The 24,751-nt window shown below is 33.9% G+C and carries 21 protein-coding genes; 13 read left to right on the top strand and 8 right to left on the bottom strand.

What is annotated here, in order from left to right:
- Positions 1–18: 18 nt before the first annotated feature.
- Positions 19–504, top strand: a complete 486-nt coding sequence (locus tag Mjas_RS02150; protein WP_421078155.1) for a 30S ribosomal protein S19 — start codon at positions 19–21, stop codon at positions 502–504.
- 157 nt (positions 505–661) lie between these two features.
- Here the strand turns inward: Mjas_RS02150 and Mjas_RS02145 are convergent, their stop codons facing one another.
- The 5 genes from Mjas_RS02145 to Mjas_RS02125 all read right to left on the bottom strand — a co-directional run bounded on the left by Mjas_RS02145 (position 662) and on the right by Mjas_RS02125 (position 5,676).
- The gene (locus tag Mjas_RS02145; RefSeq protein ID WP_421078154.1) at positions 662–1,681 is read right to left on the bottom strand and encodes an NOG1 family protein; all 1,020 of its coding nucleotides are present in this window, start codon (positions 1,679–1,681) and stop codon (positions 662–664) included.
- Between the two features lie 185 nt (positions 1,682–1,866).
- Positions 1,867–3,210: a methyl-coenzyme M reductase glutamine C-methyltransferase gene (locus Mjas_RS02140; protein WP_421078153.1), complete on the bottom strand. Its 1,344-nt coding sequence runs from the start codon at positions 3,208–3,210 to the stop codon at positions 1,867–1,869.
- A gap of 2 nt (positions 3,211–3,212) precedes the next feature.
- A complete protein-coding gene (gene rimI, locus Mjas_RS02135) occupies positions 3,213–3,701 on the bottom strand; it encodes a ribosomal protein S18-alanine N-acetyltransferase (protein ID WP_421078152.1) in 489 nt (162 codons plus the stop codon).
- 73 nt (positions 3,702–3,774) lie between these two features.
- Positions 3,775–4,557: a sulfide-dependent adenosine diphosphate thiazole synthase gene (locus Mjas_RS02130; protein ID WP_421078151.1), complete on the bottom strand. Its 783-nt coding sequence runs from the start codon at positions 4,555–4,557 to the stop codon at positions 3,775–3,777.
- A gap of 120 nt (positions 4,558–4,677) precedes the next feature.
- Positions 4,678–5,676, bottom strand: a complete 999-nt coding sequence (locus Mjas_RS02125) for a tRNA lysidine(34) synthetase (protein ID WP_421078150.1) — start codon at positions 5,674–5,676, stop codon at positions 4,678–4,680.
- Between the two features lie 101 nt (positions 5,677–5,777).
- Between Mjas_RS02125 and thiI the strand changes: the two genes are divergently transcribed.
- Positions 5,778–7,037 carry a tRNA uracil 4-sulfurtransferase ThiI gene (thiI, locus tag Mjas_RS02120; RefSeq protein WP_421078149.1) on the top strand — a complete coding sequence of 420 codons (1,260 nt, stop codon included), beginning with the start codon at positions 5,778–5,780 and terminating at the stop codon, positions 7,035–7,037.
- 383 nt (positions 7,038–7,420) lie between these two features.
- Here the strand turns inward: thiI and Mjas_RS02115 are convergent, their stop codons facing one another.
- The 3 genes from Mjas_RS02115 to Mjas_RS02105 all read right to left on the bottom strand — a co-directional run bounded on the left by Mjas_RS02115 (position 7,421) and on the right by Mjas_RS02105 (position 10,460).
- Complete coding sequence (locus Mjas_RS02115) at positions 7,421–8,341, bottom strand: TIGR00269 family protein (RefSeq protein WP_421078148.1); 921 nt, start codon at positions 8,339–8,341, stop codon at positions 7,421–7,423.
- Positions 8,342–8,476: 135 nt separating this feature from the next.
- On the bottom strand, positions 8,477–8,875 hold the full coding sequence (locus tag Mjas_RS02110; RefSeq protein ID WP_421078147.1) for a 4Fe-4S binding protein: 399 nt from the start codon (positions 8,873–8,875) through the stop codon (positions 8,477–8,479).
- 46 nt (positions 8,876–8,921) lie between these two features.
- Complete coding sequence (locus Mjas_RS02105; RefSeq protein WP_421078146.1) at positions 8,922–10,460, bottom strand: homocysteine biosynthesis protein; 1,539 nt, start codon at positions 10,458–10,460, stop codon at positions 8,922–8,924.
- Between the two features lie 287 nt (positions 10,461–10,747).
- On the opposite strand from Mjas_RS02105, the gene Mjas_RS02100 reads away from it, so the two are divergent.
- The 11 genes from Mjas_RS02100 to tuf all read left to right on the top strand — a co-directional run bounded on the left by Mjas_RS02100 (position 10,748) and on the right by tuf (position 24,748).
- A complete protein-coding gene (locus Mjas_RS02100) occupies positions 10,748–10,984 on the top strand; it encodes a DNA-directed RNA polymerase subunit H (RefSeq protein WP_421078145.1) in 237 nt (78 codons plus the stop codon).
- A 114-nt stretch (positions 10,985–11,098) separates the two neighbouring features.
- Positions 11,099–12,616, top strand: a complete 1,518-nt coding sequence (locus Mjas_RS02095) for a DNA-directed RNA polymerase subunit B'' (protein ID WP_421078144.1) — start codon at positions 11,099–11,101, stop codon at positions 12,614–12,616.
- 117 nt (positions 12,617–12,733) lie between these two features.
- Positions 12,734–14,569 (top strand): DNA-directed RNA polymerase subunit B, encoded by a 1,836-nt coding sequence (gene rpoB / locus Mjas_RS02090; RefSeq protein WP_421078143.1) that lies wholly within the window; start codon positions 12,734–12,736, stop codon positions 14,567–14,569.
- A 118-nt stretch (positions 14,570–14,687) separates the two neighbouring features.
- Complete coding sequence (gene rpoA1 / locus Mjas_RS02085) at positions 14,688–17,354, top strand: DNA-directed RNA polymerase subunit A' (RefSeq protein ID WP_421078142.1); 2,667 nt, start codon at positions 14,688–14,690, stop codon at positions 17,352–17,354.
- 130 nt (positions 17,355–17,484) lie between these two features.
- Positions 17,485–18,717, top strand: a complete 1,233-nt coding sequence (gene rpoA2 / locus Mjas_RS02080) for a DNA-directed RNA polymerase subunit A'' (RefSeq protein ID WP_421078141.1) — start codon at positions 17,485–17,487, stop codon at positions 18,715–18,717.
- Positions 18,718–18,955: 238 nt separating this feature from the next.
- Positions 18,956–19,264 (top strand): 50S ribosomal protein L30e, encoded by a 309-nt coding sequence (locus Mjas_RS02075; RefSeq protein ID WP_421078140.1) that lies wholly within the window; start codon positions 18,956–18,958, stop codon positions 19,262–19,264.
- Between the two features lie 14 nt (positions 19,265–19,278).
- Positions 19,279–19,842 carry a NusA-like transcription termination signal-binding factor gene (locus Mjas_RS02070; RefSeq protein WP_421078139.1) on the top strand — a complete coding sequence of 188 codons (564 nt, stop codon included), beginning with the start codon at positions 19,279–19,281 and terminating at the stop codon, positions 19,840–19,842.
- A 48-nt stretch (positions 19,843–19,890) separates the two neighbouring features.
- Positions 19,891–20,334, top strand: a complete 444-nt coding sequence (locus Mjas_RS02065) for a 30S ribosomal protein S12 (protein ID WP_421078138.1) — start codon at positions 19,891–19,893, stop codon at positions 20,332–20,334.
- A 38-nt stretch (positions 20,335–20,372) separates the two neighbouring features.
- On the top strand, positions 20,373–20,939 hold the full coding sequence (locus Mjas_RS02060) for a 30S ribosomal protein S7 (protein WP_421078137.1): 567 nt from the start codon (positions 20,373–20,375) through the stop codon (positions 20,937–20,939).
- Between the two features lie 150 nt (positions 20,940–21,089).
- A complete protein-coding gene (locus Mjas_RS02055; RefSeq protein ID WP_421078136.1) occupies positions 21,090–23,273 on the top strand; it encodes an elongation factor EF-2 in 2,184 nt (727 codons plus the stop codon).
- A gap of 188 nt (positions 23,274–23,461) precedes the next feature.
- On the top strand, positions 23,462–24,748 hold the full coding sequence (tuf, locus tag Mjas_RS02050) for a translation elongation factor EF-1 subunit alpha (protein WP_421078135.1): 1,287 nt from the start codon (positions 23,462–23,464) through the stop codon (positions 24,746–24,748).
- Positions 24,749–24,751: the final 3 nt, after the last annotated feature.

Genomic DNA, 24,751 nt, shown 5'->3' with positions numbered 1-24,751 from the left:
TATAAAATGGGTGAAAAAATGGCTAGACAAAAAAAATTTAGCGGTAAAGGAAAGCCTAGAAGGAAATCCAAAACAAAAAAACAAGTGGCACCAAGAAGAAGAGTGGAGTTTAAATACAAAGGATATACATTAGAGGAGCTCCAAGAAATGCCTATGAAAAAGTTCATGGAATTAATTCCTGCAAGACAGAGAAGAAGTATGATGAGAGGAATTACCCCTAAACAGAGAAAATTGGTAATAAAAATTAAAAAGGCAAGAAGATTATTAAACAGAGGAAAAGAACCAAGAGTAATTAGAACACATTGTAGGGACTTTGTAATCACTCCAGATATGGTTGGATTGACCTTTGGAATCTACAACGGTAAAGAGTTCCATGAAGTAAAAATAGTTGAAGAAGCTATTGGAAGATTCCTCGGAGAATTCGCACCAACAAGAAAAGTTGTTCAGCACGGTTCCCCAGGTATGGGAGCTACAAGAGGTTCCATGTTCGTTCCAATTAAATAAAATATATATCTATTCTCTTTTTATTTTTAGGTTAATTAATCCATATATTTACATAAATTATAGATAAATGTTTTCATTGATATTGTAGTTATTTTTGTTAAAAGAATAAAAAATAATGGTAAAAAGAGCTAAATATATAAATTTTTACATATATTTCCTATTCAGCCATTATTTCCATAATCTTCTTTTTTAACTCATCTAAATTAATACCTTTTTCAGTGGATATTTTTAAAACATCCATGTTTTTATCTTTTAAGAATTCCTCTATTTTTTCAAGATTTTTCACATAACCTTCAACATCAATTTTATTTATTGCCACAATTATTGGCACTTTGAAGGTTTTTTCAATTTCATTCAATAAATTCAGCTGTTCTTCAACAGTATAACCACAGTATTCCGTCGGGTCTATTACATATACTATTGAATCAGCAAGATAGTTCAAAGCCACAACTGCGTGGAGCTCTATATCATTCCTTTCATAAATGGGTCTATCGAGAACTCCCGGTGTATCTACGAACTGAATTCCATAGTCAGAATATCCAACATTTAATCCTTTTGTTGTGAATGGATATGCATTTACCTCAGGTTCTGCATTTGTTAATTTTTTTAATAATGTGGATTTACCAACATTTGGGTATCCAGCTATTACAACGGTTGGAATATCTTTTACAGTTGGAATGTTCTTTAATTTTTCCCTTGCAACAGCAATACATGCTAAATTAGGGTATATTTGTTTTAAAACTGATGAAGCCCTTCCTAAAAATTCCTTTCTTATAATTGAAGTTTGCTGAGCAGTTCTTGCCCTCCTTATCTTCCTTGCATATGTGTTTCCAAGTTTCTTGATAAATTCAGAAGCCCATTGTAGAGCTCCGAGAGATTTTTTAAACTCATCAGTATCTATCAAAATTTCAAGTATTTCCCTATAAAATGGATTTAAATTATCTACTGATGGAGTTTTTGCTATTATATTTGCCAAATAATCTGCTATTACCGATGTGGTTGTTCTTATCTTATGCTCTTCGATAATTCTCGATTTATATAAACTCTCTCCACGGGTAGTTTTTCGGAGCTCCCCTGCAACTTTTTCAGCTCTGTTGTGTGCCTTATCCATGAGCTCATCAGGATACAATATTGTAGGTATTTTTCTAAATGGGTTCGCTTCTATTCTTTTTTTCATAATATCACCTGAATGAAATGAAGGTGAGCTATAAAAATCCCAGAGGGATTTTTATTCAATCACCAAAATGATTATCTCATAATTTTGTTATAATCATATTATAATCTTATCATAATACTAATAAAATAATTATTAATTCGCATAAAAAAAGCATTGGAAATAAGAAAACAAACTAATACTTTATCCTATAAAAACTTTTTATATTTAAATACTAAATTTGTAATACTTCTTATATCTTTGCCCTGTGTTTTTGCCTCATTTAAATATATTGAATACAGCTGTTTTGTCAAAATATTTGGATTTGATTTCCAATTCTCAGCGTGAAGCATTAAATCAAAACATCGTGCTTCGCTTTCTGTTAAATTCAATCTTTTATATTGCCCCAAATGAGTTTTAAATGTTGGATTTTTATCATTTGGAGTATTTAAGATTAAATCGCATAATTCAGTTTTTGGTATCGGTTCTGCAATAGATACAAAAACATCGTCGAGCTCAGCATCAACAATAAAATCCTTTGTAAGTAAATAATCCACTTCCTTTTCCTCAGGATGCCCAACGATAAAACTTCCTCCAACTTTCACACCGCACTCTTTTGCTAAATTTATAGCATTTAGGTTTTTCCCTCTGTTTGTTCCCTTTTTCATGGATTTTAATATTTTGTCGCTTCCGCTTTCTATTCCGTAAAACACCCATCCAATTGTGTATTTTTTAACGGCATTTAAGGTGTCTTCATCAACATAATCAACCCTCATATCAGGTATGGATAGGTTTTTATTTCCAATTATCTTTGAAACATTCTCCAAAAGTTCAATAAACATGGATTTATTTACTTCTTTTTTGAAATTATATAAACTTCCCGTTCCTCCGCTTATTGCTATTCTTTTAACGCCTTTCTTTTTAAATTCCTTAACTTCCTCTAAAACCAATTCCAAAGGTTTGCTTCTTATGTCCTTTCCAAAAAATTTTGGAACTTGGCAGAATGTGCAGTTTCCTATACATCCCCTGTGGGTTTCAATATATACATTTGCACCCCTTATACTCTGAGCTCCTACATCCTTTGGTATTAGTGGTTTTGAAAAATCGAGCTCAGGTTTTGATTTTGGTATATTTGTTATTATATCTCCATTTTCCAAGTATGCAAGTCCTTCTCTGTCTCCATCTATAATATTTGGAGTAGTAAGTTCCCCCTCTCCTAAAATTACTCCATCAACATTCATTTCATTTAGAATAATCTCAGGATAGGCGGATACTGGACCTCCAACATATATTTTTGTTTTTTTGTTGTTATTTTTATTATTGTTTTGGATGAGCTCTATTACTTTTTTTAAATTTTCATCCATAAGATGCAAAGTTGAGTATAAACTTAAAAGAACAAAATCAGATTTTAAAAATAAGTTTATGGTATTTTTATTGAGAGCTCTAACTAATTTAATATCGTATTTATTTTTAAATTTCTCCTTCAACACTCCACCAATAAGCATTGCACCGTAGGTGTAATAATTAGGTGAGTAAATAGTTATTTTTTTCATTTTTACCACATGCTAACAATAATGGGATGATTGTTGAATTCTAAATATGGATTTTTTTTCACCATCAATATGGCATCTGAACCATCATCATAGTATTTTGGTAGCAATCTTTTATCGTTGTATCCCCTTCTGTAATAAAATTTTCTTGCATTTGTGTTATCGAACCTTACTTCAAGCACAATATATTTTGCATTGCAGTTTGTAAATAAATATTCCTCTACGGCATTTAATAATAGGGTGCCTATACCTTTGTTTCTGTTGTTTTTATCTACTGCAATAGAAACAATATGTCCATTTCCCCACTCCATTACTGCTATAACATATCCAATTATATTTCCGTTATGAGTGTCCTCTGCCACCAAAAATCCGTCTGGAAAAGACATATATAATTGTCTTATTAATAAGGGCGGATAATTATATTCAAAAGATTCCTTTTCTATTTCAATTATTCTATCTATATCCTTTTCCCTTAACCTTCTAATTTTAACCATTATTTTCACATAAAACATTTTATTGTAAATTACGAATAAAATTAAATATAAAATAATAAAGCAAAAATAAAATTTATTCATTTTTCAATTTTTCCAGTATTAATTCAGCAACTTTTTTACCTGAAAGATACATTCCTCCAAATACTGCTCCCATTCTATATCCTCCGTGGGTGGCATTTGCCGCCATTCCACATACGAATAATCCAGGGAATATTTCTCTTGTATGTCTCAATATTGAATTCTCAGCTTTTTCTGCCCAAAGTGATTTTTCACCAGGAACTTCAAGCCCTAAGTCTTTGTTTTTTCTTGCAAGGGTGTTTGCAACTGATGCGTCGTGCCCTGTTGCATCTATTACATACTTTGCATTTATCGTCAATGGGTCAATATGAAGCCCTGCTTTTTCAATGGCATATGAGTTAATTACGACTCCTGAAACTTTGTTTTCTTTTAAAATTAAATCTTCAACAATTATTCCAGTTAAAATTTTTGCTCCTGCATCTATTGCTCCAACTCCCAACTTTGCAGGAACTTCCACTGAATCGGCAACATATAATCCGCCGTCCGCCTCTTCTAATTTTATACCCACTTCTCTTAATATTTCATCAGCAGGTTTTTGAACGGTGATGTATGGGTACCCCATACCTCCGCCCCATGTTCCACCTCCAAATGAGAGATGTCTTTCTAAAACTACAACTTTTACTCCATTATTTGCTAAGTATCTTGCGGCGGTTAATCCGCTAGGTCCTGCTCCAACAATTACAACATCTACATCAACAATATCCATCCACATATTGAATGTAGCTTTTAATATGGAAGTGGTAATGTCTTTTTCTTCTATCTTAAATTTAATATCCATCATTTCACCTTTTTTATTTAATTTTTTAATTTTTTAGTTTTATATTCTACATATATTTTTCATAATATTTCTTTTTTATAGGGTTATTACATTCATATAATATTTATATTATACTGATAATTATCTATTTTTATAATAATCTATGGATTTTAAAATGGATGAAACAATCATTTCTCTTATATTTTCAACATCTTTTTCAAGATAATCAAGAACTTCATGGCTTTTTTTTCTTATACTATCTCCCTTATTTCTACTGTATGGACATTCATCCTTATCTTTATAGTAATCCACATTACATTCATTAAGTGCCTTTACAATATCTTTTTCAGATACACTTAACAGCGGCCTAATAATTGTGCTTTTCTGTAATTTAAGTTTAAACTCTTTGAAATCAAATACTGCTTCATCAAAGTTCTTTAAAGGTTCCAATGTTTTTATTACATCTCCTTTAAGTATATTTGCCAATATTGTGTCGGAATTGTCTTCTAATGTATGACCAAGACATATTTTTATTTTGCTTATGTCGCCATTATTATTTGTATCTTCATTTTCCAGCAATTCCATGGCAAAATTTGTTAGAATATGTCTCCTTACAACGGAACAGGAAAAGCATGGGGAATATTCAATGCCTTTTGTGTTTTCCGATAAAATCTTGGACATCTGGACAACATCTTTATCGAAACCTATAATTTTGTGGGGAATATTCAAGCTTTCGCAGTGTTTTTTTATAACGTCCATGTTTTTGTTATCTGCACTCCAAGGTCGAATATTACTTATGTTCAAATCAATTGTAATGGCGTAAATTTCTATTCCATATCTTCTCCTGTATGGTTCTAAAAGATGCAGTAATGCTAAACTGTCTTTTCCACCGCTTAATCCCACAATTATTTTGTCTCTGGGGCTTATTATCTTATGTTTTGAGATATATCTTCCCATCTTTTGAGATATATCTTCATAGCTTCTTGAATAAACCACTGGGATTCTAAAATCTTCTTCTATTTTTTTTATCTTGTCTTTGGATAATCTTGCTAATCGTTTATTGTTTATTATTAGTTTGTCATTTCGAATGGTTAAATAAGATGGATTACAGTATTTTTTTAATTCTTTTATATCAATCATAGTCTCACGATTTTAGTAATTATATATTTAAATAATTATAATATATTATATCTTATGTTTATATTTATATTTATATAAAAACATATTATATTGGTGAAACATTGGATGTTGAAGGAAATGAAATTAAAAATAATAGCATTAAAGACTCAAACAACAAAATAATAATTAGGTATGGAGAAATAGGAACAAAGTCAAGACATACAAGAAAGAGATTTGAGCAAATACTTAAAAATAATATTGAAATGACGCTTAAAAAATATGATATTGAATCAGAAGTGGAGATTCTTCATACAAGATTGCTTTTGACTGTTGATAAATATAATATGGATAAATCACTTGAACTTTTAAGAAAAATCCCTGGAATAGTTTCATTTAGTCCATGTTTAGAATGTGATTTAAATATAAAAGATATTGAGAATTTTTCAATTGGTGCATTTAAGGGTGAGCTCACCCAATACATCAATGCAAATATTGGTGTCAATAAAACCGTAACTTTTGCAGTAAAAACTCAAAGGATTAAAAAGCAATTTAATATGAATTCAATGGAATTAAGCAGGCATATTGGGGCAGTAATAATAAATGAATTTGATAAACTTAAAAATAAGATGAAATTAAATGCTGATTTAAAGGTAAATCTTAAAGATCCGGATATACATATTGGCATAGAGTTAATTGATAATGCATATATTTTTACAAAAAGGATTGAAGGAGTTGGAGGAATACCTGTTGGAACACAGGGAAAGGTTTTAGTTCTGCTTTCCGATGGGATAGATAGTCCAGTGGCTTCATATCTGATGATCAAAAGAGGATGTAATGCCGTATTTTTACATCTGAAAATGTCGGAAGAAGGATTTAAAAAGACTGAAAAAATCTTTAATGTGTTGAATGATTACGATTATACATCAAAACTTATAGTTAAGGATTACAAAGAGGAATTACAAAATATAAAAAGCAATTTAGAGGATATTGGAAAGGAAAAATACATATGCATATTCTGTAAAAAAACCATGCTTAAAATTGCCGAAAAATATGCGGAAGAACTAAAATGTGAAGCTATTGTAAATGGAGATAATTTAGGACAGGTTGCATCTCAAACATTGAAAAACATATCTGTAATAAGCAATGGAATAACATACCCTATATTAAGGCCACTTATTGGAATGGATAAAAACGAAATCATCAATATCGCAAAAGAAATTGGCACCTATGGAATATCAACAAGCAAGGAAATAAAATGCTTTGCAGTTCCAAAATATCCCATCACCAATGCAGATATTGAAGAGATTGAAAGGATTGAGGAAATGTTAAGCACTGACCTACTCCAACGAGTGAACTCGTTGGGTTCTTTTAGTAGGGTTTAACCCTACACGGGTGGCCAAGCCCACTATCCCTACCCATTAATGGGTTCAGGGCTACGCTATGCACTTCCAACCACTACCAGCGGTAGAGTTTTCACTAACCCTACCCATAGATACTTGGACTGGTAGCGTTACTTACTACTAATCTTCACATATTTATATTTTACTACTTACTAGCCGATATAATGTCCGCCTCTCATCCAATCTCGTAAGAGATTTTACAAAACTATGTTTTGTATAACGACTGAAGTCGTTGGCTTTCCCGGCGGTTTATCGTAAAAATAAATAAGCAAAATAATCATTAACTAAAATTATATAATGCCCTATAAGGAGTATTTGATATTAGCATATAAAAAATTAAATAATAAACTAATGTATATATATGATTAAACGTCAAGTATGCCCAACTTTTCTAAAAACATGCAAACTTTACATATTTCAGAAGCTGATGGGTCTTTACAGTATTTACATACATTCATTTCCTTCTCAACAGGCAAATATTCTAAAAGTTTTTCAAAACCTGAAACAATGGAGTATTTTGCTCCGGGATGGTTTTCTTCAAGTTTATCAACTATATCAGATACCTCTGCCCTATATGAAATTGAGGAATATGGACAGGGTGCTTTATGATATTTCATTCCAAGCAAATCAGCAAATAATAAAACTTCATCTTCTGGAATGTTTTTTAATGGCTTTATTCTTTTAACAAACATTGGATTATCTACATTTTTCCCCAAAATTGCCAATTTTTTAATATCTCCCTCAATGTAGTTCATCATTACAGCCTGGGATATATCATCTAAATTATGACCTATTGCCAAATAGCTGCATTTTTCATTTAATGCCATTTTATTCAATATTTTTCTTCTAATCACTCCACAGAATGAACATGGGTTCATTGTAAGGTTTTTATCTTTCGCTATTTTGACAATTTCATCTAAATTATACCCAATATGGTCTTCAAAGGTTGCTATTTTATACTCTATGTTGTATTCTTCACAAAATTTAATTGCTGCATCTATTCCATCCCTTCTAAACCCTTCAATACCTTCATCAACGATAAGACCAACTATATTTGAGTTAGGTATTGGCTTGTAAAATTCGTTTAAGATATGTGCCATTACTAAACTGTCTTTTCCACCGCTTAATCCCATACCTATTTTGATGTTCTGCTTTATTATATTCTTACCAAGAGTTTTTCTAACTTTCTTTTTTACATAGCTTATAAAACACTCCTTACAGAAGTTTAAGCCAGAATGGCGTTGATGATAGATAGTTATGTTTTTTTTACAAATGCTGCATTTCATAATATCACCAAAAAAGTTTATGTTGCAAGAGATTGCCGGATAATATGCAATATGATGATTTATTCTTAAAAAATAGAATATTTTATTTTATTTTTATTAAATATCAAAATTTAAATTGAATTATTAAATTATAAATTATAAATCGAAGACATCTATCGCTTTAACGGGACAGACTTTGACACAATTCTTACATCCAATACATTCATTCTCATCAAATACTATTTTGAAATCATCATCCATGGTTATTGCCTTAACAGGACAATGAACTAAACAGGCTCCACAATCTATGCACTTATCATCATTTTTTTGTATTATTTTAGGGATATCTTCAACTTCCCCATACGTTGTTAAGATTTCCAAAGCATCGTTTAATTGCTTTTCGTCTCCTTTTAGTTCAAGCATTAAAAAGCTTTCCTGCGGTTTTATTTTTGCCATTAGTATATTTACCATAATTTTTGTTTTTAATACCACTTCTGAGATTATGGGTTTGTTTATAAATTCCTCGGCTACCCAGTAGTATATCCTTTTTTTCATAATACCACCAATATATAATAAATAATAAAATATGAAATTAATTAAATTATATCTTCATTCTCATCCCTATGAGCTTTGATAGGTCTTCTGCGGTTACTACACCCAAAACCTTGCCGTTTTTATCCACGACTGGAACGCCAGATATATTGTTTCTACTCATTTTCCTTGCCACAACATCGATTGGTTCATCAACTGTTGAACTGATAATGTGTCTTGTCATTATTTCGGATATTGATTTTTTATTCTGCGCTACTGCCCTTGCTATGTCCCATGAGGTTAAAATACCTATTAATATATTATTCTCATCGACGATTGGCAGGTGGTTAATATCATTTTCAATTAATATTTTTGAAGCTTCATCAATTGTTATGTCAGATTTTCCCACAATTGGAGGTTTGCTTATGATATCTCCCACAAGTTTCGCCTTTGCTTTCATTGGTTTGGCAGAACCTTTTCCGAAAACATCGACTCTCTCAGTTAATAAAAATTCTCCATTTAATATCCAATTTTTAAGTTCCTCTGCAACTTCCCTAGATTTTTTATAGCTAGATACGGGCGCAGTTTTTATGGTCTTTTCGATTTTTTTAGTTCCATTACCATTTAATTCAAGGGTGAGCTCCCCCTTTCTTAATTCTTTATAGTTGGTTTTTGCTACAATAGGTCGTTCCCTTCTTGGAACTCCATAATCAACTATTGGAACTTCAATATCTTCATCCCTTATGGCACATGCTTTTGCAATATCTTCATTTAAAACAGGAATTGGAACTCCAATGCCTACAAATAATGTGCTTCCATATTTTGGAATTGTGGCTCCTCTGAGATATTCGCTGTTCATTGTTTTTAAATCTCCTTTCACCATAAATGTTCCAAATGCGGTGTCTGGATTGTGCTGGGTACCTTCGCCCACTATATATCCAATTCCGCCACCTAGGAATATTCTCGTTCCAATACCTATGGTATTGTATGACTTGGTCGCCTTGTTATAATCGTTTTGAAGTGGATTTAACTGTCCAGCCCCTGAGTAGTTTATATTTCCAAATTCTGGGAGGAGAGTTCCCATGTAGGTATATATCTTTTCGTCCCTGCTGTTTGTTGCTGCTGCATAGGTTTGGTAGCAGTTTCTTGGATTAAGAAGTATGGCCTGATTTAAATCATCTATTGTTATTGTAGTAGATACCCTTTTTCTAGGATAGCAGTCTGTTGTATATCCTTCCGCAATGAGCTCAATCTCTTTACCTGCCACCAAGTCCTCTATCACATGAGCTCCGCCATAATCAATATCTATATCATCATCTGAATTTGGCTGGGTAGCTCCTAAATAGGCATCTACTGCGGCAAGCCCAGAATATGCTTCTACACCATTTAAATATGTTTTTATCATTTTTATTGGGGGGTCTGAATGTCCAAAGTTTAAAAATACTCCACTAGAACACATAGCTCCGAAAGTTCCTGTTGTAACTACATCCACTTCTTTCGCTGCATTTTTTGCACCGACTTCATCTACAATTTTAATCATTTCTTCGGAAGTCACTACCACAGCTTCTCCGTTTTTTATCTTTTCATTAATTTCTTTGATAGTTTTCATAATATCATCATCCTTATGAATTTATTTTTATAGCTTATTAACAACCTAATATATAAATATATTGGATACAATTAATTAAATATAAAGAATTTAAGTAAAGATAATTATCAATGATTATGGCAGTATATTGTATTCTTATTATATTCCTATTATATGTTTATCATATTTTTTATTAAAAATTTTTTTTAGGAATTGCAATTAAGCGAAAAAAATAAATAGTAGTAGGAATTATTTTGTATGATGCACATGATAAGTTTATTCTATTTTAAATCTACGGAGGCCATATTGTGAAAGTGTCATCACACCAAATGGTTCCTAAACATGAAGTTATACCAAAAGAAGAAATTCCAAAATTACTTGAAAAATATGGTATAAAACTACAGCAACTACCGAAAATATTTGATACCGACCCAGTTATTGAAGAAATTGGGGCAAAAGCTGGTGACGTTGTTAAAATAACTAGAAAAAGCCCCACCGCAGAAGAGAGTATATATTATAGATTAGTCATTAAAAAAACAATTTAAAGAATATATGTTATTTTTAAACGATTTACAATTTTAATTCATTATAGATATATTAAATTATTAATAATTAATAATCTTAAATTATTTTAATCACATTAATACAAGGGGGAAAGTATGGAATCCCGAATAATTGTTGATTCATTTTTTAAAGAAAATAGTTTGGTGAAGCACCATATAGACTCATATAACAAATTTATAGAAAGTAGCATCCAAAAAATACTTGATGAAGTAGGTCTTGTAGAAACCGAAGTTAAAGGCGGATATAAAGTAAAATTTGGAAAGATTAGAGTAGGAAAACCGATAAATAAGGAAGCAGACGGTTCAGTTAAAGAAATAACTCCTATGGAAGCTAGAATAAGAAATCTATCTTATTCAGCCCCTGTTTATTTGGAGATGACCCCGATTATTGGTGGAGAAGATGGTACCGAAGAAACACTTGGTGAGACCGTTGAAGTATATATAGGGGAGCTCCCTGTAATGCTCGGTTCAAAGGCATGCCACTTATATGGAAAAACCAGAGAGGAATTAATAAGCATGGGTGAAGACCCGGAAGACCCATTAGGTTATTTTATAGTTAATGGTTCTGAGAAGGCAGTAGTAGCTCAGGAAGATTTAATTCCAAATAGGATTTTATGTGAAAAAGTAGTGAAGAGTGGTAAAACAGTTTATATTGCAAAAGTATTTTCAACAAGACATGGATTTAGGGCATTATGTACTGTGGAAAGACATGAAGATGGAAGATTAAATGCAACATTCCCGGGAATGTCAGGAAATATTCCACTGATAATTTTAATGAAGGCTCTTGGAGCAGAAAACGATAGTGATATATTTAAAATGATATCCGAAGACCCAACAATAACCATGCAGTTAATCGCAAACATTTTGGAAATCAGAGAAGAACACAATATTATTACAAGAGAGGATGCACTGGAATATATTGGAAAAAGAGTAGCTCCTGGACAGCCAAAAGAGTACCGACTTAAAAGGGCTGAAACAATATTATGTAATTATTTATTGCCACACATGGGCGTAGAAAAAGAAGATTTAATTGAAAAATGCATATTTTTAGGAAGAATGGCAAAAAACGCTATTGAATTATATTTGGGTCTTAGGGTAGAGGATGATAAAGACCACTACGCAAACAAGAGATTGAAATTGGCAGGGGACTTAATGGAAGATTTATTTAGATATTCATTCAACCAATTAATGAAAGATATAAAATATCAATTGGAGAGGCAGGCAATAAGAAACAAATCCCCTTCAATCCAGGCAGCAGTTAGAAGTGATGTTTTAACTGAAAGAATAAGGCATGCAATGGCTACCGGAAACTGGGTGGGAGGTAGAACTGGTGTAAGTCAGTTATTGGATAGAACAAGTTATCTTGCTACGGTTTCCCAGTTAAGAAGGCTTGTATCTCCGTTGTCAAGGTCACAACCACACTTTGAGGCAAGGGATTTACACGCAACTCAGTGGGGAAAAATCTGTCCATCAGAAACACCAGAAGGTCCAAATTGTGGTCTTGTTAAAAACATTGCAGTGATGTGTAAGGTTACAACTGATGAAGATGATGAGAAAATATTAAATTTATTAAAGGAATCAGGCCTCGTAAAATCAGTTAAAGATGAGTATTAATTAAACGAAATAAGCTATATGAGATAAAATAAAGTATAAAAGAATAAAAATAAAATAATAAAATAAAGATAATAAAAGAAGAATAACTTTAAAAATTTTATTTAAAAGGTGAAAACCTTGGAAAAACAGACAAATTTGTATGTTAATGGAAAATTGGTAGGTTCAGTAGATAATCCTGAGGAATTTGTAAAATATTTAAGGGAAAAAAGAAGAAATGGGGAGCTCTCACCATATACTTCGATATCCTATAATGAGGAGAGCAACGATATTCACATATCAACAGACGCAGGTAGAGCCATAAGACCGTTGATAGTGGTTGAAAATGGAAAACCAAAATTAACAGAAGAACATATTGAGAAGTTGAGGAATGGAGAAATTACTTTCTCAGATTTAGTTAATGAAGGAGTTATTGAATATTTGGATGCAGAAGAAGAGGAAAATGCGTATATTGCAGTTTATGAAAAGGAATTAAATGAAAATCATACTCATTTGGAAATTGACCCTATGTCTATATTAGGTATTGGTGCAGGGGTTGCTCCATATCCAGAACACAACTCTGCTCCAAGGATTACAATGGCAGCGGCGATGGGGAAACAGTCCCTTGGTATTCCAATGTCGAACTTAAAATTAAGGATGGATACAAAAGGGCATCTTCTCCACTATCCTCATGTTCCAATTGTAAGGACAAAACACCAAGAAATACTTGGATTTGATAAAAGACCGGCTGGACAGAATTTTGTTGTAGCTGTAATGAGTTATGAAGGTTATAATATGGAGGATGCTTTTATAATCAACAAGGCATCCATTGAAAGAGGTCTTGGTAGAAGTAGCTTTTTTAGAAGTTATGAAGGTTTTGAAAAGAGATACCCTGGTGGGCAACTCGATAGATTTGAAGTTCCAGAACAGGGAGTTAGAGGATATAGGGCAGAAGATGCTTATAGGAATTTAGGGGACGATGGTATCGTAGAGGTAGAATCCGAAGTAAAATCAGGGGATGTAATCATAGGTAAAACCTCACCACCGAGATTTTTGGAGGAACAGGATATATCTTTAAGAACAAAATCTCAGAGAAGGGACACCTCCGTCACTGTAAGACATGGAGAGGGAGGTATTGTAGATGCAGTTATTCTGTCAGAAACAAAAGAAGGAAACAGACTGGCAAAAATTAGAGTAAGGGATTTGAGGATACCAGAATTGGGAGACAAATTTGCTTCAAGGCACGGTCAGAAGGGGGTTATAGGTCTTATAGTCCCTCAGGAAGACATGCCATTTACAGAAAATGGAGTATTTCCAGATTTAATTATCAACCCTCACGCAATTCCATCAAGGATGACCATTGGTCAGGTTTTAGAGATGATTGGTGGTAAAGTAGGGGCAATGGAGTGTAGAAGGGTAGATGGAACGATATTCAGCGGAGAAAAAGAATGGGATTTAAGAAGAACATTTGAAAAATACGGCTTTAAGCATCACGGTAAAGAAGTAATGTATGATGGAAAAACTGGAAAGAAATTGGAATGCGAAATATTCGTTGGAATTGCATACTACCAGAAGTTGCACCACTTGGTTGCAGGGAAGATACATGCAAGAAGTAGAGGTCCTATACAGGTGCTCACAAGACAGCCAACAGAAGGTAGGGCAAGAGAAGGTGGTTTAAGATTCGGGGAAATGGAAAGAGATGTTCTTATCGGGCATGGTGCAGCATTGTTGTTGAAAGAAAGGCTGTTTGATGAATCCGACCCTTACGAATGCTATATATGTTCAAAATGTGGGGAAGTTGCAATATACGACCATAAAAGAGGTATTAAATACTGTCCAGTTTGTGGAGAAACCGAAGACATTCAAAGTGATAGAAAGATACCACCGGTTAAACTTCCTTATGCATTTAAACTATTGCTTGATGAGCTCAGAAGTATGGGTATCAATCCAAAATTAGAGCTAAAAGATAGGGCATAATTGCCGTTGATTATAAAAAATTTTATTTATATTTTTATTTTATATTTTTGTCATATTTACCATAATATTTATTATATACACTAAAACGCCAATAATTTATACTAATGGGTGAAATTGCATGGATAAATTTGATGTTCCAAAGGAAATTGGAGAGATTGTATTTGGGTTGTTATCTCCTGAGTATATTAGAAAAATATCTGTTGCAAAAATCGTAACAGCAGATACCTATGATGATGACGGTTATCCAATTGATGGCGGATTGATGGACACAAGATTGGGTGTGATAGACCCTGGATTAGTTTGTAAAACATGCGGTGGTAGGGTCGGTAGCTGTCCTGGGCATTTTGGACATATCGAGCTCTCAAAACCTGTGGTCCATATAGGATTTGCAAAGGATATCTATAAGATTTTAAAGGCAGTATGTCCGCACTGTGGAAAAGTTGCCATAAATGAAACAAAAAGGGCAGATTATCTTGAAAAGATGAAAAAATTGGAAGAAGAAGGTGGAGATAAATGGGCATTGGCTGATGAAATTTTAAAAGAAGCCGCAGGAAAAGATATATGCCCATACTGCGGTGAGGTTAAATATGATGTTAAATACTCTAAACCAACAACCTACTACCAAATAGATGGAAAAGCTCAAAGACAGATTACATCTTCAGAAGTTAGGGAAATTCTTGAAAAAATACCTAATGAGGATTGCACATTATTGGGAATAAATCCAGAAGTTGCAAGACCAGAATGGATGATTTTAACAGTTCTTCCTGTGCCGCCAGTTACTGTAAGACCATCCATTACCCTTGAAAGCGGGGAAAGAAGTGAAGATGACTTAACCCATAAATTAGTGGATATTATTAGAATCAATCAAAGGTTGGAGGAAAATATTGAAGGAGGAGCTCCGAACTTAATCATAGAAGACCTTTGGGATTTGTTGCAATATCACATAAACACATACTTTGACAACGAAGCACCGGGAACGCCTCCTGCAAGACACAGAAGCGGAAGACCTCTTAGGACAATTGCACAGAGGTTAAAAGGTAAAGAAGGAAGATTTAGGCATAATCTCGCTGGTAAAAGGGTTAATTTCTCTGCAAGGACCGTTATTTCGCCAGACCCATGTTTAAGTATAAATGAAGTTGGAGTTCCAGAAAAAATTGCAAGGGAATTAACAGTTCCAGAAAAGGTTACAAGATACAATATTGGCAAAATAAAGGAGCTCCTTAAAAATGGTTCAGAAAAACATCCGGGTGTAAATTATCTTATAAAAAAGGTAAGGACGAGGGATGGAAAGGAAGATGAATTAAAGATAAAAATAACTGATAAAAATAAAGAAGTCTGGATTGATAAAATTGAAGAAGGAATGATTGTTGAAAGGCATTTGATGGACGGAGATATTGTTCTTTACAACAGGCAACCTTCACTTCACAGGATGTCAATCATGGCACATAAAGTTAAAGTTTTGCCATATAGAACATTCAGGCACAACCTGTGCGTTTGTCCCCCATATAACGCTGACTTCGATGGGGACGAAATGAACCTCCACGTTCCTCAGTTAGAAGAAGCCAGGGCAGAGGCTGAAACTCTAATGCTTGTAGAAAAACACATAGTATCTCCAAGATATGGTGGACCTATCATTGGTGCAATTCACGATTTCATCTCAGGTGCTTATGTATTGACGAGCTCCTACTTTACAAAGGATGAGGCATCTATTATATTGAGAGGTTCAGGTCTTAAAGATGATTTAGGAGAACCTGATATTGTTGAAGATGATAAGGAATTATACAGTGGAAAAAATCTATTCAGTAGGACACTACCAAATGATTTGAATTTAAGATATAGGGCAAAAATCTGTAAAAAGTGTGATGAATGTCTGGAAGAAAACTGCCCTTATGATGCCTATGTAATCATCAAAAATGGTAAGTTAATTAAAGGGGTCGTTGATAAAAACGGATACGGTTCTGAGGCAGGAATTATATTAAACATGATAGTTAAGGAATTTGGTTCAGAAGAGGCAAGAAAATTCTTGGATGCTGCAACTAAAATGTCCATCAGAGCAATGATGATAAAAGGATTCACCACAGGTATCGATGATGAGGATATTCCAGAAGAGGCAATTGAAGAGATTCAAAAATCACTGGACAAGGCAGAGGAGCAGGTTGAAGAGATTATCAAACAGTATGAAGAGGGAACTCTTGAACCGCTGCCAGGTAGAGGATTAGAAGAATCAAGGGAAGCTTATATTATGCAGATACTTGGTAAAGCAAGGGATGAAGCAGGTAAGATTGCAGAGAGGTATTTAGGTGAAGATAACCATGCCGCAGTGATGGCAAGGACCGGTGCAAGAGGTTCATTGTTGAACATTACAATGATGGCAGGATGTGTCGGTCAGCAGGCTGTCAGGGGTGGCAGGGTTTTCAGAGGTTATAGAGGAAGAACACTTCCACACTTTGAAAAAGGTAGTTTATCTGCAAAATCACACGGTTTCGTTAGAAGCTGTTATAAGAAAGGTCTTTCACCAACAGAATACTTCTTCCACGCTATGGGGGGAAGAGAAGGGCTTGTCGACCAGGCGGTCAGAACTGCACAGTCAGGATATATGCAGAGAAGACTCGTTAATGCTCTTCAAGACTTAAAAGCAGAATATGATGGTACCGTAAGAGATTCAAAAGGACTCATTGTTCAGTTCGCTTATGGAGAGGATTATGTGGACCCATCCAAAGCAGACCATGGAAAAGCTGTGGATTTGGATAAAATATTTACAAAGGTTAAATCAAAATATGAATAAATTTGATATTATGGAAACTATAAAATTCAAATTTGAATTTAAACTCCCATATTTTAATTAACATATTTTTTATTCATCATAATTATCAATAACTGAAAATCAGAAAGGTTTTCAACAAATGGTGAAAGAAATGGAACTGGAAAAAAAACTGGAAGATACTATATTGCCCCTTTCATTAAAAAAAGAGCTTATTAATAAAATAACTAAGGAAAACATCACTGATGAAAACATAATCGACGATATAATTGCTGAAACAGTTAAGGCCTATGAAAGAACTTTGGTTGAACCAAACGAAGCAGTGGGAGTCGTTGCAGCTCAGTCCATAGGTGAGCCGGGGACCCAGATGACCATGAGGACCTTCCACTATGCAGGGGTTGCTGAGCTCAACGTTACACTTGGTCTTCCAAGGATGATTGAAATCGTAGATGCGAGAAAGGAGCCATCCACACCTACCATGACCATATATTTAACAGAAGAATATAGGTATGATAGGGAAAAGGCAGAAGAAATAGCAAGAAACATTGAAAGCACAACTGTTGAAAGTGTTTCGGATGATATAAGCATAGATTTGGTCAAAAACTGTATAAATGTGATACTAAACCCTGAACAAATGGCGAGAAGGGGAATCACAGTAGATGACGTAGTGGAGGCAATTAAAAAGAAGATGAAATTAAAAATCGATATTGAGGGAAACATACTTCATTTGATAATAAAAACTCCTTCTTTAAAGGCACTTAGAAAAAGAATTCCAAAGGTTAAAACAATACACTTAAAAGGAGTTCCAAATATACCTAGGGTAATTATAAGGAAGGAAGAGGGAACTGAGGAATATGTTTTATACAGTGAAGGTTCAAATTTAAAAGAAGTCTTTGAAATCGAAGGAGTGGATACAACAAGGACAACTACAAACAATATTCTGGAAATTCAAGATGTTTTAGGTATAGAAGCCGCAAGAAATGCAATCGTAAATGAGATAAATGCAACACTTAGTCAGCAGGGTCTTACTGTGGATATTAGGCATTTAATGCTTGTTGCAGATATTATGACTGCTGATGGAGCTGTGAAACCTATTGGGCGACATGGTATTAGTGGTGAAAAAGCATCCGTCCTTGCAAGAGCTGCCTTTGAGGAAACTGTGAAACATTTGTATGCGGCTTCTGAGAGAGGATATTCAGATAAGTTAAATGGTGTTGTAGAAAATATAATCGTTGGAAAACCAATATCCATAGGAACCGGATGTGTTGATATTTATATAGATAGAGAATATGAGGAAGGAAAAGGGTTAATTTTAAATAGTGAAAAGGACATAGAATGCAACGAATATATTGATGAAAATAAAAATGATGAACATAATAATGAATAAAATAAATAATTAATTATTTTATTTTTAATATATTTTTAAATATACAAATAAACTTTAAATCTTTTTTAACATTTAAATATACAATTATACAAAAAGTATAAAAATGACTTTTAGCTATTTACTATGGTTATAAATCTTTATATAAAATACTATATACAATATTGAGGACTTCACTGAATAAAAAACGAAACTTAGTCAGGAAGGACCTCTGGAGTAAAAATGAGAAGGAGGTATTATTATGGATATAAACAGAGCTATAAGAGTAGCAGTAGATACTGGAAATGTAGTGTTGGGAACAAAACAAACAATGAAACTTGTGAAACACGGCGAAGGAAACTTAATAATATTGGCAGGAAACTGTGCAAAGGATGTTATGAACGATATAATGTATTATGCAGAATTATCTAATATTCCAATTTACAAACATAGCTCAACATCATTAGAATTGGGCGCTATTTGTGGAAAACCTTTCCCTGTTTCTGCACTGGTAGTTATTGAACCTGGGAACTCAACTATTTTAAATGTAATACAAAATAACGAAGAATAATTAGGTGGTATTTAATGAAGGTCAAGATTACGAGAGACGACATGATGAAAATTAGCCTTTTTGAAAAAATGACTGGTGCGGATGTAATGGACTGTATTTCTGACGATGAAAGAATTGTTTTTATCGTTAAGGAAGGAGATGTTGGTGCAGCAATCGGGAAAGGTGGAGAGAATGTAAAAACTGCCATGGAAAAATTTGGTAAAAAGATAGATATTATTGAATACTCCACAGATTTGAAAAAATTTGTTAGGAATGTATTCGCTCCATTGAAGTTGGAAGATGTCTGGATAAAAAAATTTGGGGACGACGTGGTCGTATATATTAGAGTACATCCTAAATTGAGAAGAACAATTATCGGAAACAGAGGAAAAAATATCGATAGAGCAGTAGGCATCGTCAGTAGACTTTCAGATATAAAGAATATTAAAGTGGTTTCAGAACCTAGGAAAAAACCAAAAGGAAAATATCCTAAAAAATTTGAAAAAACTGAAAAACCTGAAAGCGCACAAGCAGAAAATAGCAGTGCGGAAGCAAAAGAACCTGAAACAGAAAAAGTAGTTTCAGAAAGTAATGAATAAATATTAAATGCTTAAAATATCTTTACAAAATATTAAGGTGATAATAGCATGTCAGGAAGTAAATCCCCAAGAGGAGAATTTGCTGGAAGGAAATTAGTCTTAAAAAGAAAAGAAAGCAGATGGCACCAGTACAAATATGTAAATAGAGTTTTAAAATTAAAAGAAAAATCAGACCCATTGGAAGGAGCTCCGATGGCAAGAGGAATTGTTGTTGAGAAAGTTGGATTGGAGGCAAAACAGCCAAACTCAGCTATCAGAAAATGTGTTAAAGTTCAGTTAATTAAAAACGGTAGAGTTGTTACAGCATTTGCACCTGGAAACCACGCTATAAACTTCATAGATGAGCACGATGAAGTTGTAATTGAGGGAATTGGAGGTCCAAAAGGACAGGCAAAAGGGGATATTCCAGGAGTTAGATACAAAGTGGTTATGGTAGGTAAGAACTCATTAAAAGAGCTTGTTAGAGGAAGACAAGAAAAAGTTAAGAGATAAAATATATAATATCTAAAAAAATTAAAGAAGGTGAGATATTGGAAATTAAATTATTCAATAAATGGGATACCACAGAAGTTGTTGTTAGAGACCCAAGTTTAAGAGGATACATAAATACAGCACCAGTATTTGTGCCACACAGTGCAGGAAGAAACTCAAAAAAGATGTTTGATAAGGCTAAAATGAACATTGTAGAAAGATTGGCAAACAACTTGATGAGAAAAGAACACAACACAGGTAAAAAACATTTAGTATTGAGCACAATTGAAGAAGCATTTGATATAATTGAACAGAGAACAAAGCAGAACCCTGTTCAAGTTCTTGTTGATGCATTGGAAAATGCAGGACCTAGGGAAGAAACTACAAGAATCTCCTACGGAGGTATTGCATTCCTTCAATCAGTTGATGTATCGCCATCAAGAAGATTGGATACAGCTTTAAGAAATATAGCACTCGGTGCAATGCAATCAGCACATAAAAGCAAAAAGAGCTTTGCACAGTGTTTAGCTGATGAAATAATCTTCGCTTCAAAAGCAGATATGCAGAGAAGCTTTGCAGTAAGAAAGAAAGAAGAAAAAGAAAGAGTTGCTCAATCTGCAAGATAATAAAATTAATTTATTATTTATTATTTTTATTATATGAGTAGCTATTCCTTAGAAATGTATTTAAACCAATTTCATTATATAATTAAACAAATTTAATGAAAATATATTCACAAATTATGAACTGTATAAATTCATCATGAGGATGAGATTATGGGAAGAAGAGCAAAAATGGTTGAAAAAGTTAAAAGCTTGATGGAAACCCACGATAGAATAAGAAACATTGGTATCTGTGCACACATTGACCACGGTAAAACAACATTATCAGACAACCTCTTAGCAGGGGCAGGAATGATTTCCAAAGACCTTGCAGGAGACCAGTTAGCACTTGATTTTGATGAAGAGGAAGCAGCAAGAGGTATTACAATCTATGCTGCAAACGTGTCAATGGTACACGAATATGATGGAAAAGAATTTTTAATTAACTTAATCGACACACCAGGACACGTTGATTTTGGTGGGGACGTTACAAGAGCAATGAGAGCTATTGATGGTGCTGTTGTTGTTGTATGTGCTGTTGAAGGTATCATGCCTCAGACAGAGACAGTTTTAAGACAGGCTTTAAAGGAAAAGGTAAAACCTGTTTTATTCATCAACAAAGTAGATAGATTGTTAAATGAGTTAAAATTAACCCCAGAAGAATTGATGAATAGATTTACAAAAATTATCAACGATGTAAATAAATTAATTCAAAAAATGGCTTCAGAAGAATTCAAAAATGAATGGGTAGTAAATGTTATGGATGGAAGTGTTGCATTTGGTTCAGCATACCACAACTGGGCAATTTCCGTTCCATACATGAAAAAAACAGGCATTTCATTTAAAGATATTATAGACTACTGTGAAAATGAAAACCAGAAGGAGCTCGCTCAAAAGGCACCACTTCATGAAGTTCTTTTGGACATGGTAATTAAACACCTTCCAAACCCAGTAGAAGCACAGAAATACAGAATTCCAAACATCTGGAAAGGAGATTTGGAATCAGAAATTGGTAAAGCAATGGTTAATTGTGACCCTAATGGTCCATTAGCTGGTGTAATTACAAAAATCATCGTAGATAAACACGCTGGTGCTATATCTGCATGCAGATTGTTCAGTGGTAGAATAAAACAAGGTGAAGAGTTATACTTGGTAGGTTCAAAGCAGAAAGCAAGAGCTCAGCAGGTTGCTGTGTTCATGGGTGCTGAAAGAGTTCAAGTTTCAAGCGTTTCAGCAGGAAACATCTGTGCTTTAACCGGATTGAAGGAAGCAAGTGCAGGGGAAACAGTATGTAGCCCAAGCAACATACTTGAACCACCATTTGAATCAATTACACACGTAAGTGAGCCTGTAATTACCGTAGCAATTGAAGCTAAAAATACAAAAGACCTTCCAAAATTAATTGAAGTTTTAAGACAGATAGCAAAAGAAGACAACACAGTAAAAGTTGAAATTAACGAAGAAACAGGAGAGCACTTAATCAGTGGTATGGGTGAGCTCCACATTGAAGTTATTACAAATACAAAGATAGGAAGAGATGCAGGTATTGAGGTAGAAGTTGGGGAACCTATCGTTGTTTATAGAGAAACAGTAACTGGAAAATCACCTGAGGTAGAAGGTAAATCACCAAACAAGCACAACAAATTATACTTCGTAGTAGAGCCATTGGAAGAAACAGTATATGAAGCATACAAGGAAGGAAAAATCAAAGACGAAGACTTCAAGAAAAAGACACCTCAGGAAACAGAAAAAATTTTAGTTGAAGCAGGACTTGATAAGGAAGAAGCTAAGAGAGTAATGTCCATCTATGAAGGAAACATGCTCCTCAACATGACAAGAGGTATTGTTCAATTGGACGAAGCAAGAGAATTGATAATCGAAGGTTTCAAAGAAGCTGTAAGAAACGGTCCATTGGCAGCTGAAAAATGTCAGGGAGTAAAAGTTAAATTAGTAGATGCAGTATTCCACGAAGATGCAATCCACAGAGGTCCTTCTCAGTTAATACCTGCTGTAAGATTTGGTATCAGAGATGCAATTATGCAGGCAAAACCAGTGTTATTGGAGCCTGTCCAGAAGGTATTCATAAACACACCACAGGACTACATGGGAGATGCAATGAGAGAGCTCAGCAACAGAAGAGGACAGATATTGGATATGGAACAGGAAGGGGATATGACATTAATCAAATCAAAAGCTCCTGTTTCAGAAATGTTTGGATTTGCAGGTGCAATTAGGGGAGCTACCCAAGGTAGATGTTTATGGAGTGTTGAGTTTGGAGGATTCGAAAGAGTCCCTAACGAATTGCAACCAAAAATTATAAAAGAGATAAGAGAAAGAAAAGGATTGAAAACAGATTAATGTTGTGGTGTAAATCACCACAAAATATATATACCCCTTTGGTATAATGAATATTACAATTTTGTAATCCTTATAAATTTAATTATTCCTTTTAAAAACCCTTAAATTCCAGAATACTTAAAATATTATAAATATTTTAAAAAAATTTTTAAAATATAAATAAAATAAACATATTTGGAGGTAAGATTATGGCAAAAGAAAAACCTGTACTAAACGTTGCATTTATCGGACACGTAGATGCTGGTAAATCCACAACAGTTGGTAGATTATTATTAGACAGTGGAGCTATTGACCCACAGGTATTAGAAAGATTGAAAAGAGAAGCTGCTGAAAAAGGTAAAGCAGGATTCGAATTCGCTTACGTTATGGATGGTTTAAAAGAAGAAAGAGAAAGAGGAGTTACAATCGACGTAGCTCACAAAAAATTCGAAAGTAAAAAATACGATGTAACAATTGTGGACTGTCCAGGACACAGAGACTTCATTAAAAACATGATTACAGGAGCTTCACAGGCAGATGCTGCTATCTTAGTATGTGATGTAAACGACGCTAAAACAGGATTACAACCACAAACAAGAGAGCACATCTTCTTAATTAGAACACTCGGTGTAAACCAGTTAGCTGTTGCAATTAACAAAATGGACACAGTAAATTACAGCGAAGAAGATTACAAAGCAATGAAAGATATGCTTTCAAACCAGTTATTGAAAATGTTAGGATACAACCCTGACAACATACACTTCGTTCCAGTAGCATCATACCACGGAGACAACGTAGTTAACAAATCAGACAACATGCCATGGTACAAAGGACCAACATTGGTTGAAGTTATCGATACATTCCAGCCACCTGAAAAACCAGTTGACTTACCATTGAGACTCCCAATCCAGGATGTATATACAATCACTGGTGTAGGTACAGTTCCAGTAGGAAGAGTAGAAACAGGAGTTATGAAACCAGGAGACAAAGTTGTATTTGAACCTGCTGGTGTTTCAGGAGAAGTTAAAACAATCGAAGCTCACCACGAACAGCTTCCAAAAGCAGAACCTGGTGACAACGTTGGTTTCAACGTAAGAGGTGTAGGTAAGAAGGACATCAAGAGAGGAGATGTTGTAGGACACCCAGACAACGCTCCAACAGTAGCTGCTGAATTCACAGCACAGATTGTTGTTTTACAGCACCCATCAGTAATCACAGCAGGATACACACCAGTATTCCACGCTCACACAGCTCAGGTAGCATGTACATTCACAGAGCTCCTCAAAAAATTGAACCCAGCAACTGGTGAAGTTAAAGAAGAAAACCCAGACTTCTTGAAAGCAGGAGATGCTGCAATCGTTAAAATCGTTCCAACAAAACCAATGGTTATTGAAAACGTAAGAGAAATCCCACAGCTCGGTAGATTCGCTATCAGAGATATGGGTATGACAGTTGCAGCTGGTATGTGTATAGATGTTAAAGCAAAAAACAAATAATTA

Source organism: Methanothermococcus jasoni, assembly GCF_049075655.1.
Classification (GTDB): domain Archaea; phylum AGJL01; class Methanococci; order Methanococcales; family Methanococcaceae; genus Methanofervidicoccus.
Note: the sequence above shows the minus strand (reverse complement) of the source record. Positions and strands in the feature narration are given on the sequence as shown.

Coding starts and splice junctions, on each gene's coding strand:
- Mjas_RS02110 (WP_421078147.1), bottom strand. CDS start 8,875: ATGAAAAAAAGGATATACTACTGGGTAGCCGAGGAATTTATAAACAAA.
- Mjas_RS02075 (WP_421078140.1), top strand. CDS start 18,956: ATGGATATAAACAGAGCTATAAGAGTAGCAGTAGATACTGGAAATGTA.
- Mjas_RS02115 (WP_421078148.1), bottom strand. CDS start 8,341: ATGAAATGCAGCATTTGTAAAAAAAACATAACTATCTATCATCAACGC.
- Mjas_RS02125 (WP_421078150.1), bottom strand. CDS start 5,676: ATGATTGATATAAAAGAATTAAAAAAATACTGTAATCCATCTTATTTA.
- Mjas_RS02065 (WP_421078138.1), top strand. CDS start 19,891: ATGTCAGGAAGTAAATCCCCAAGAGGAGAATTTGCTGGAAGGAAATTA.
- rimI (WP_421078152.1), bottom strand. CDS start 3,701: ATGGTTAAAATTAGAAGGTTAAGGGAAAAGGATATAGATAGAATAATT.
- Mjas_RS02145 (WP_421078154.1), bottom strand. CDS start 1,681: ATGAAAAAAAGAATAGAAGCGAACCCATTTAGAAAAATACCTACAATA.
- Mjas_RS02095 (WP_421078144.1), top strand. CDS start 11,099: ATGGAATCCCGAATAATTGTTGATTCATTTTTTAAAGAAAATAGTTTG.
- rpoA2 (WP_421078141.1), top strand. CDS start 17,485: ATGGAACTGGAAAAAAAACTGGAAGATACTATATTGCCCCTTTCATTA.
- rpoA1 (WP_421078142.1), top strand. CDS start 14,688: ATGGATAAATTTGATGTTCCAAAGGAAATTGGAGAGATTGTATTTGGG.
- Mjas_RS02150 (WP_421078155.1), top strand. CDS start 19: ATGGCTAGACAAAAAAAATTTAGCGGTAAAGGAAAGCCTAGAAGGAAA.
- Mjas_RS02105 (WP_421078146.1), bottom strand. CDS start 10,460: ATGAAAACTATCAAAGAAATTAATGAAAAGATAAAAAACGGAGAAGCT.
- Mjas_RS02070 (WP_421078139.1), top strand. CDS start 19,279: ATGAAGGTCAAGATTACGAGAGACGACATGATGAAAATTAGCCTTTTT.
- Mjas_RS02130 (WP_421078151.1), bottom strand. CDS start 4,557: ATGGATATTAAATTTAAGATAGAAGAAAAAGACATTACCACTTCCATA.
- Mjas_RS02140 (WP_421078153.1), bottom strand. CDS start 3,210: ATGAAAAAAATAACTATTTACTCACCTAATTATTACACCTACGGTGCA.
- tuf (WP_421078135.1), top strand. CDS start 23,462: ATGGCAAAAGAAAAACCTGTACTAAACGTTGCATTTATCGGACACGTA.
- Mjas_RS02055 (WP_421078136.1), top strand. CDS start 21,090: ATGGGAAGAAGAGCAAAAATGGTTGAAAAAGTTAAAAGCTTGATGGAA.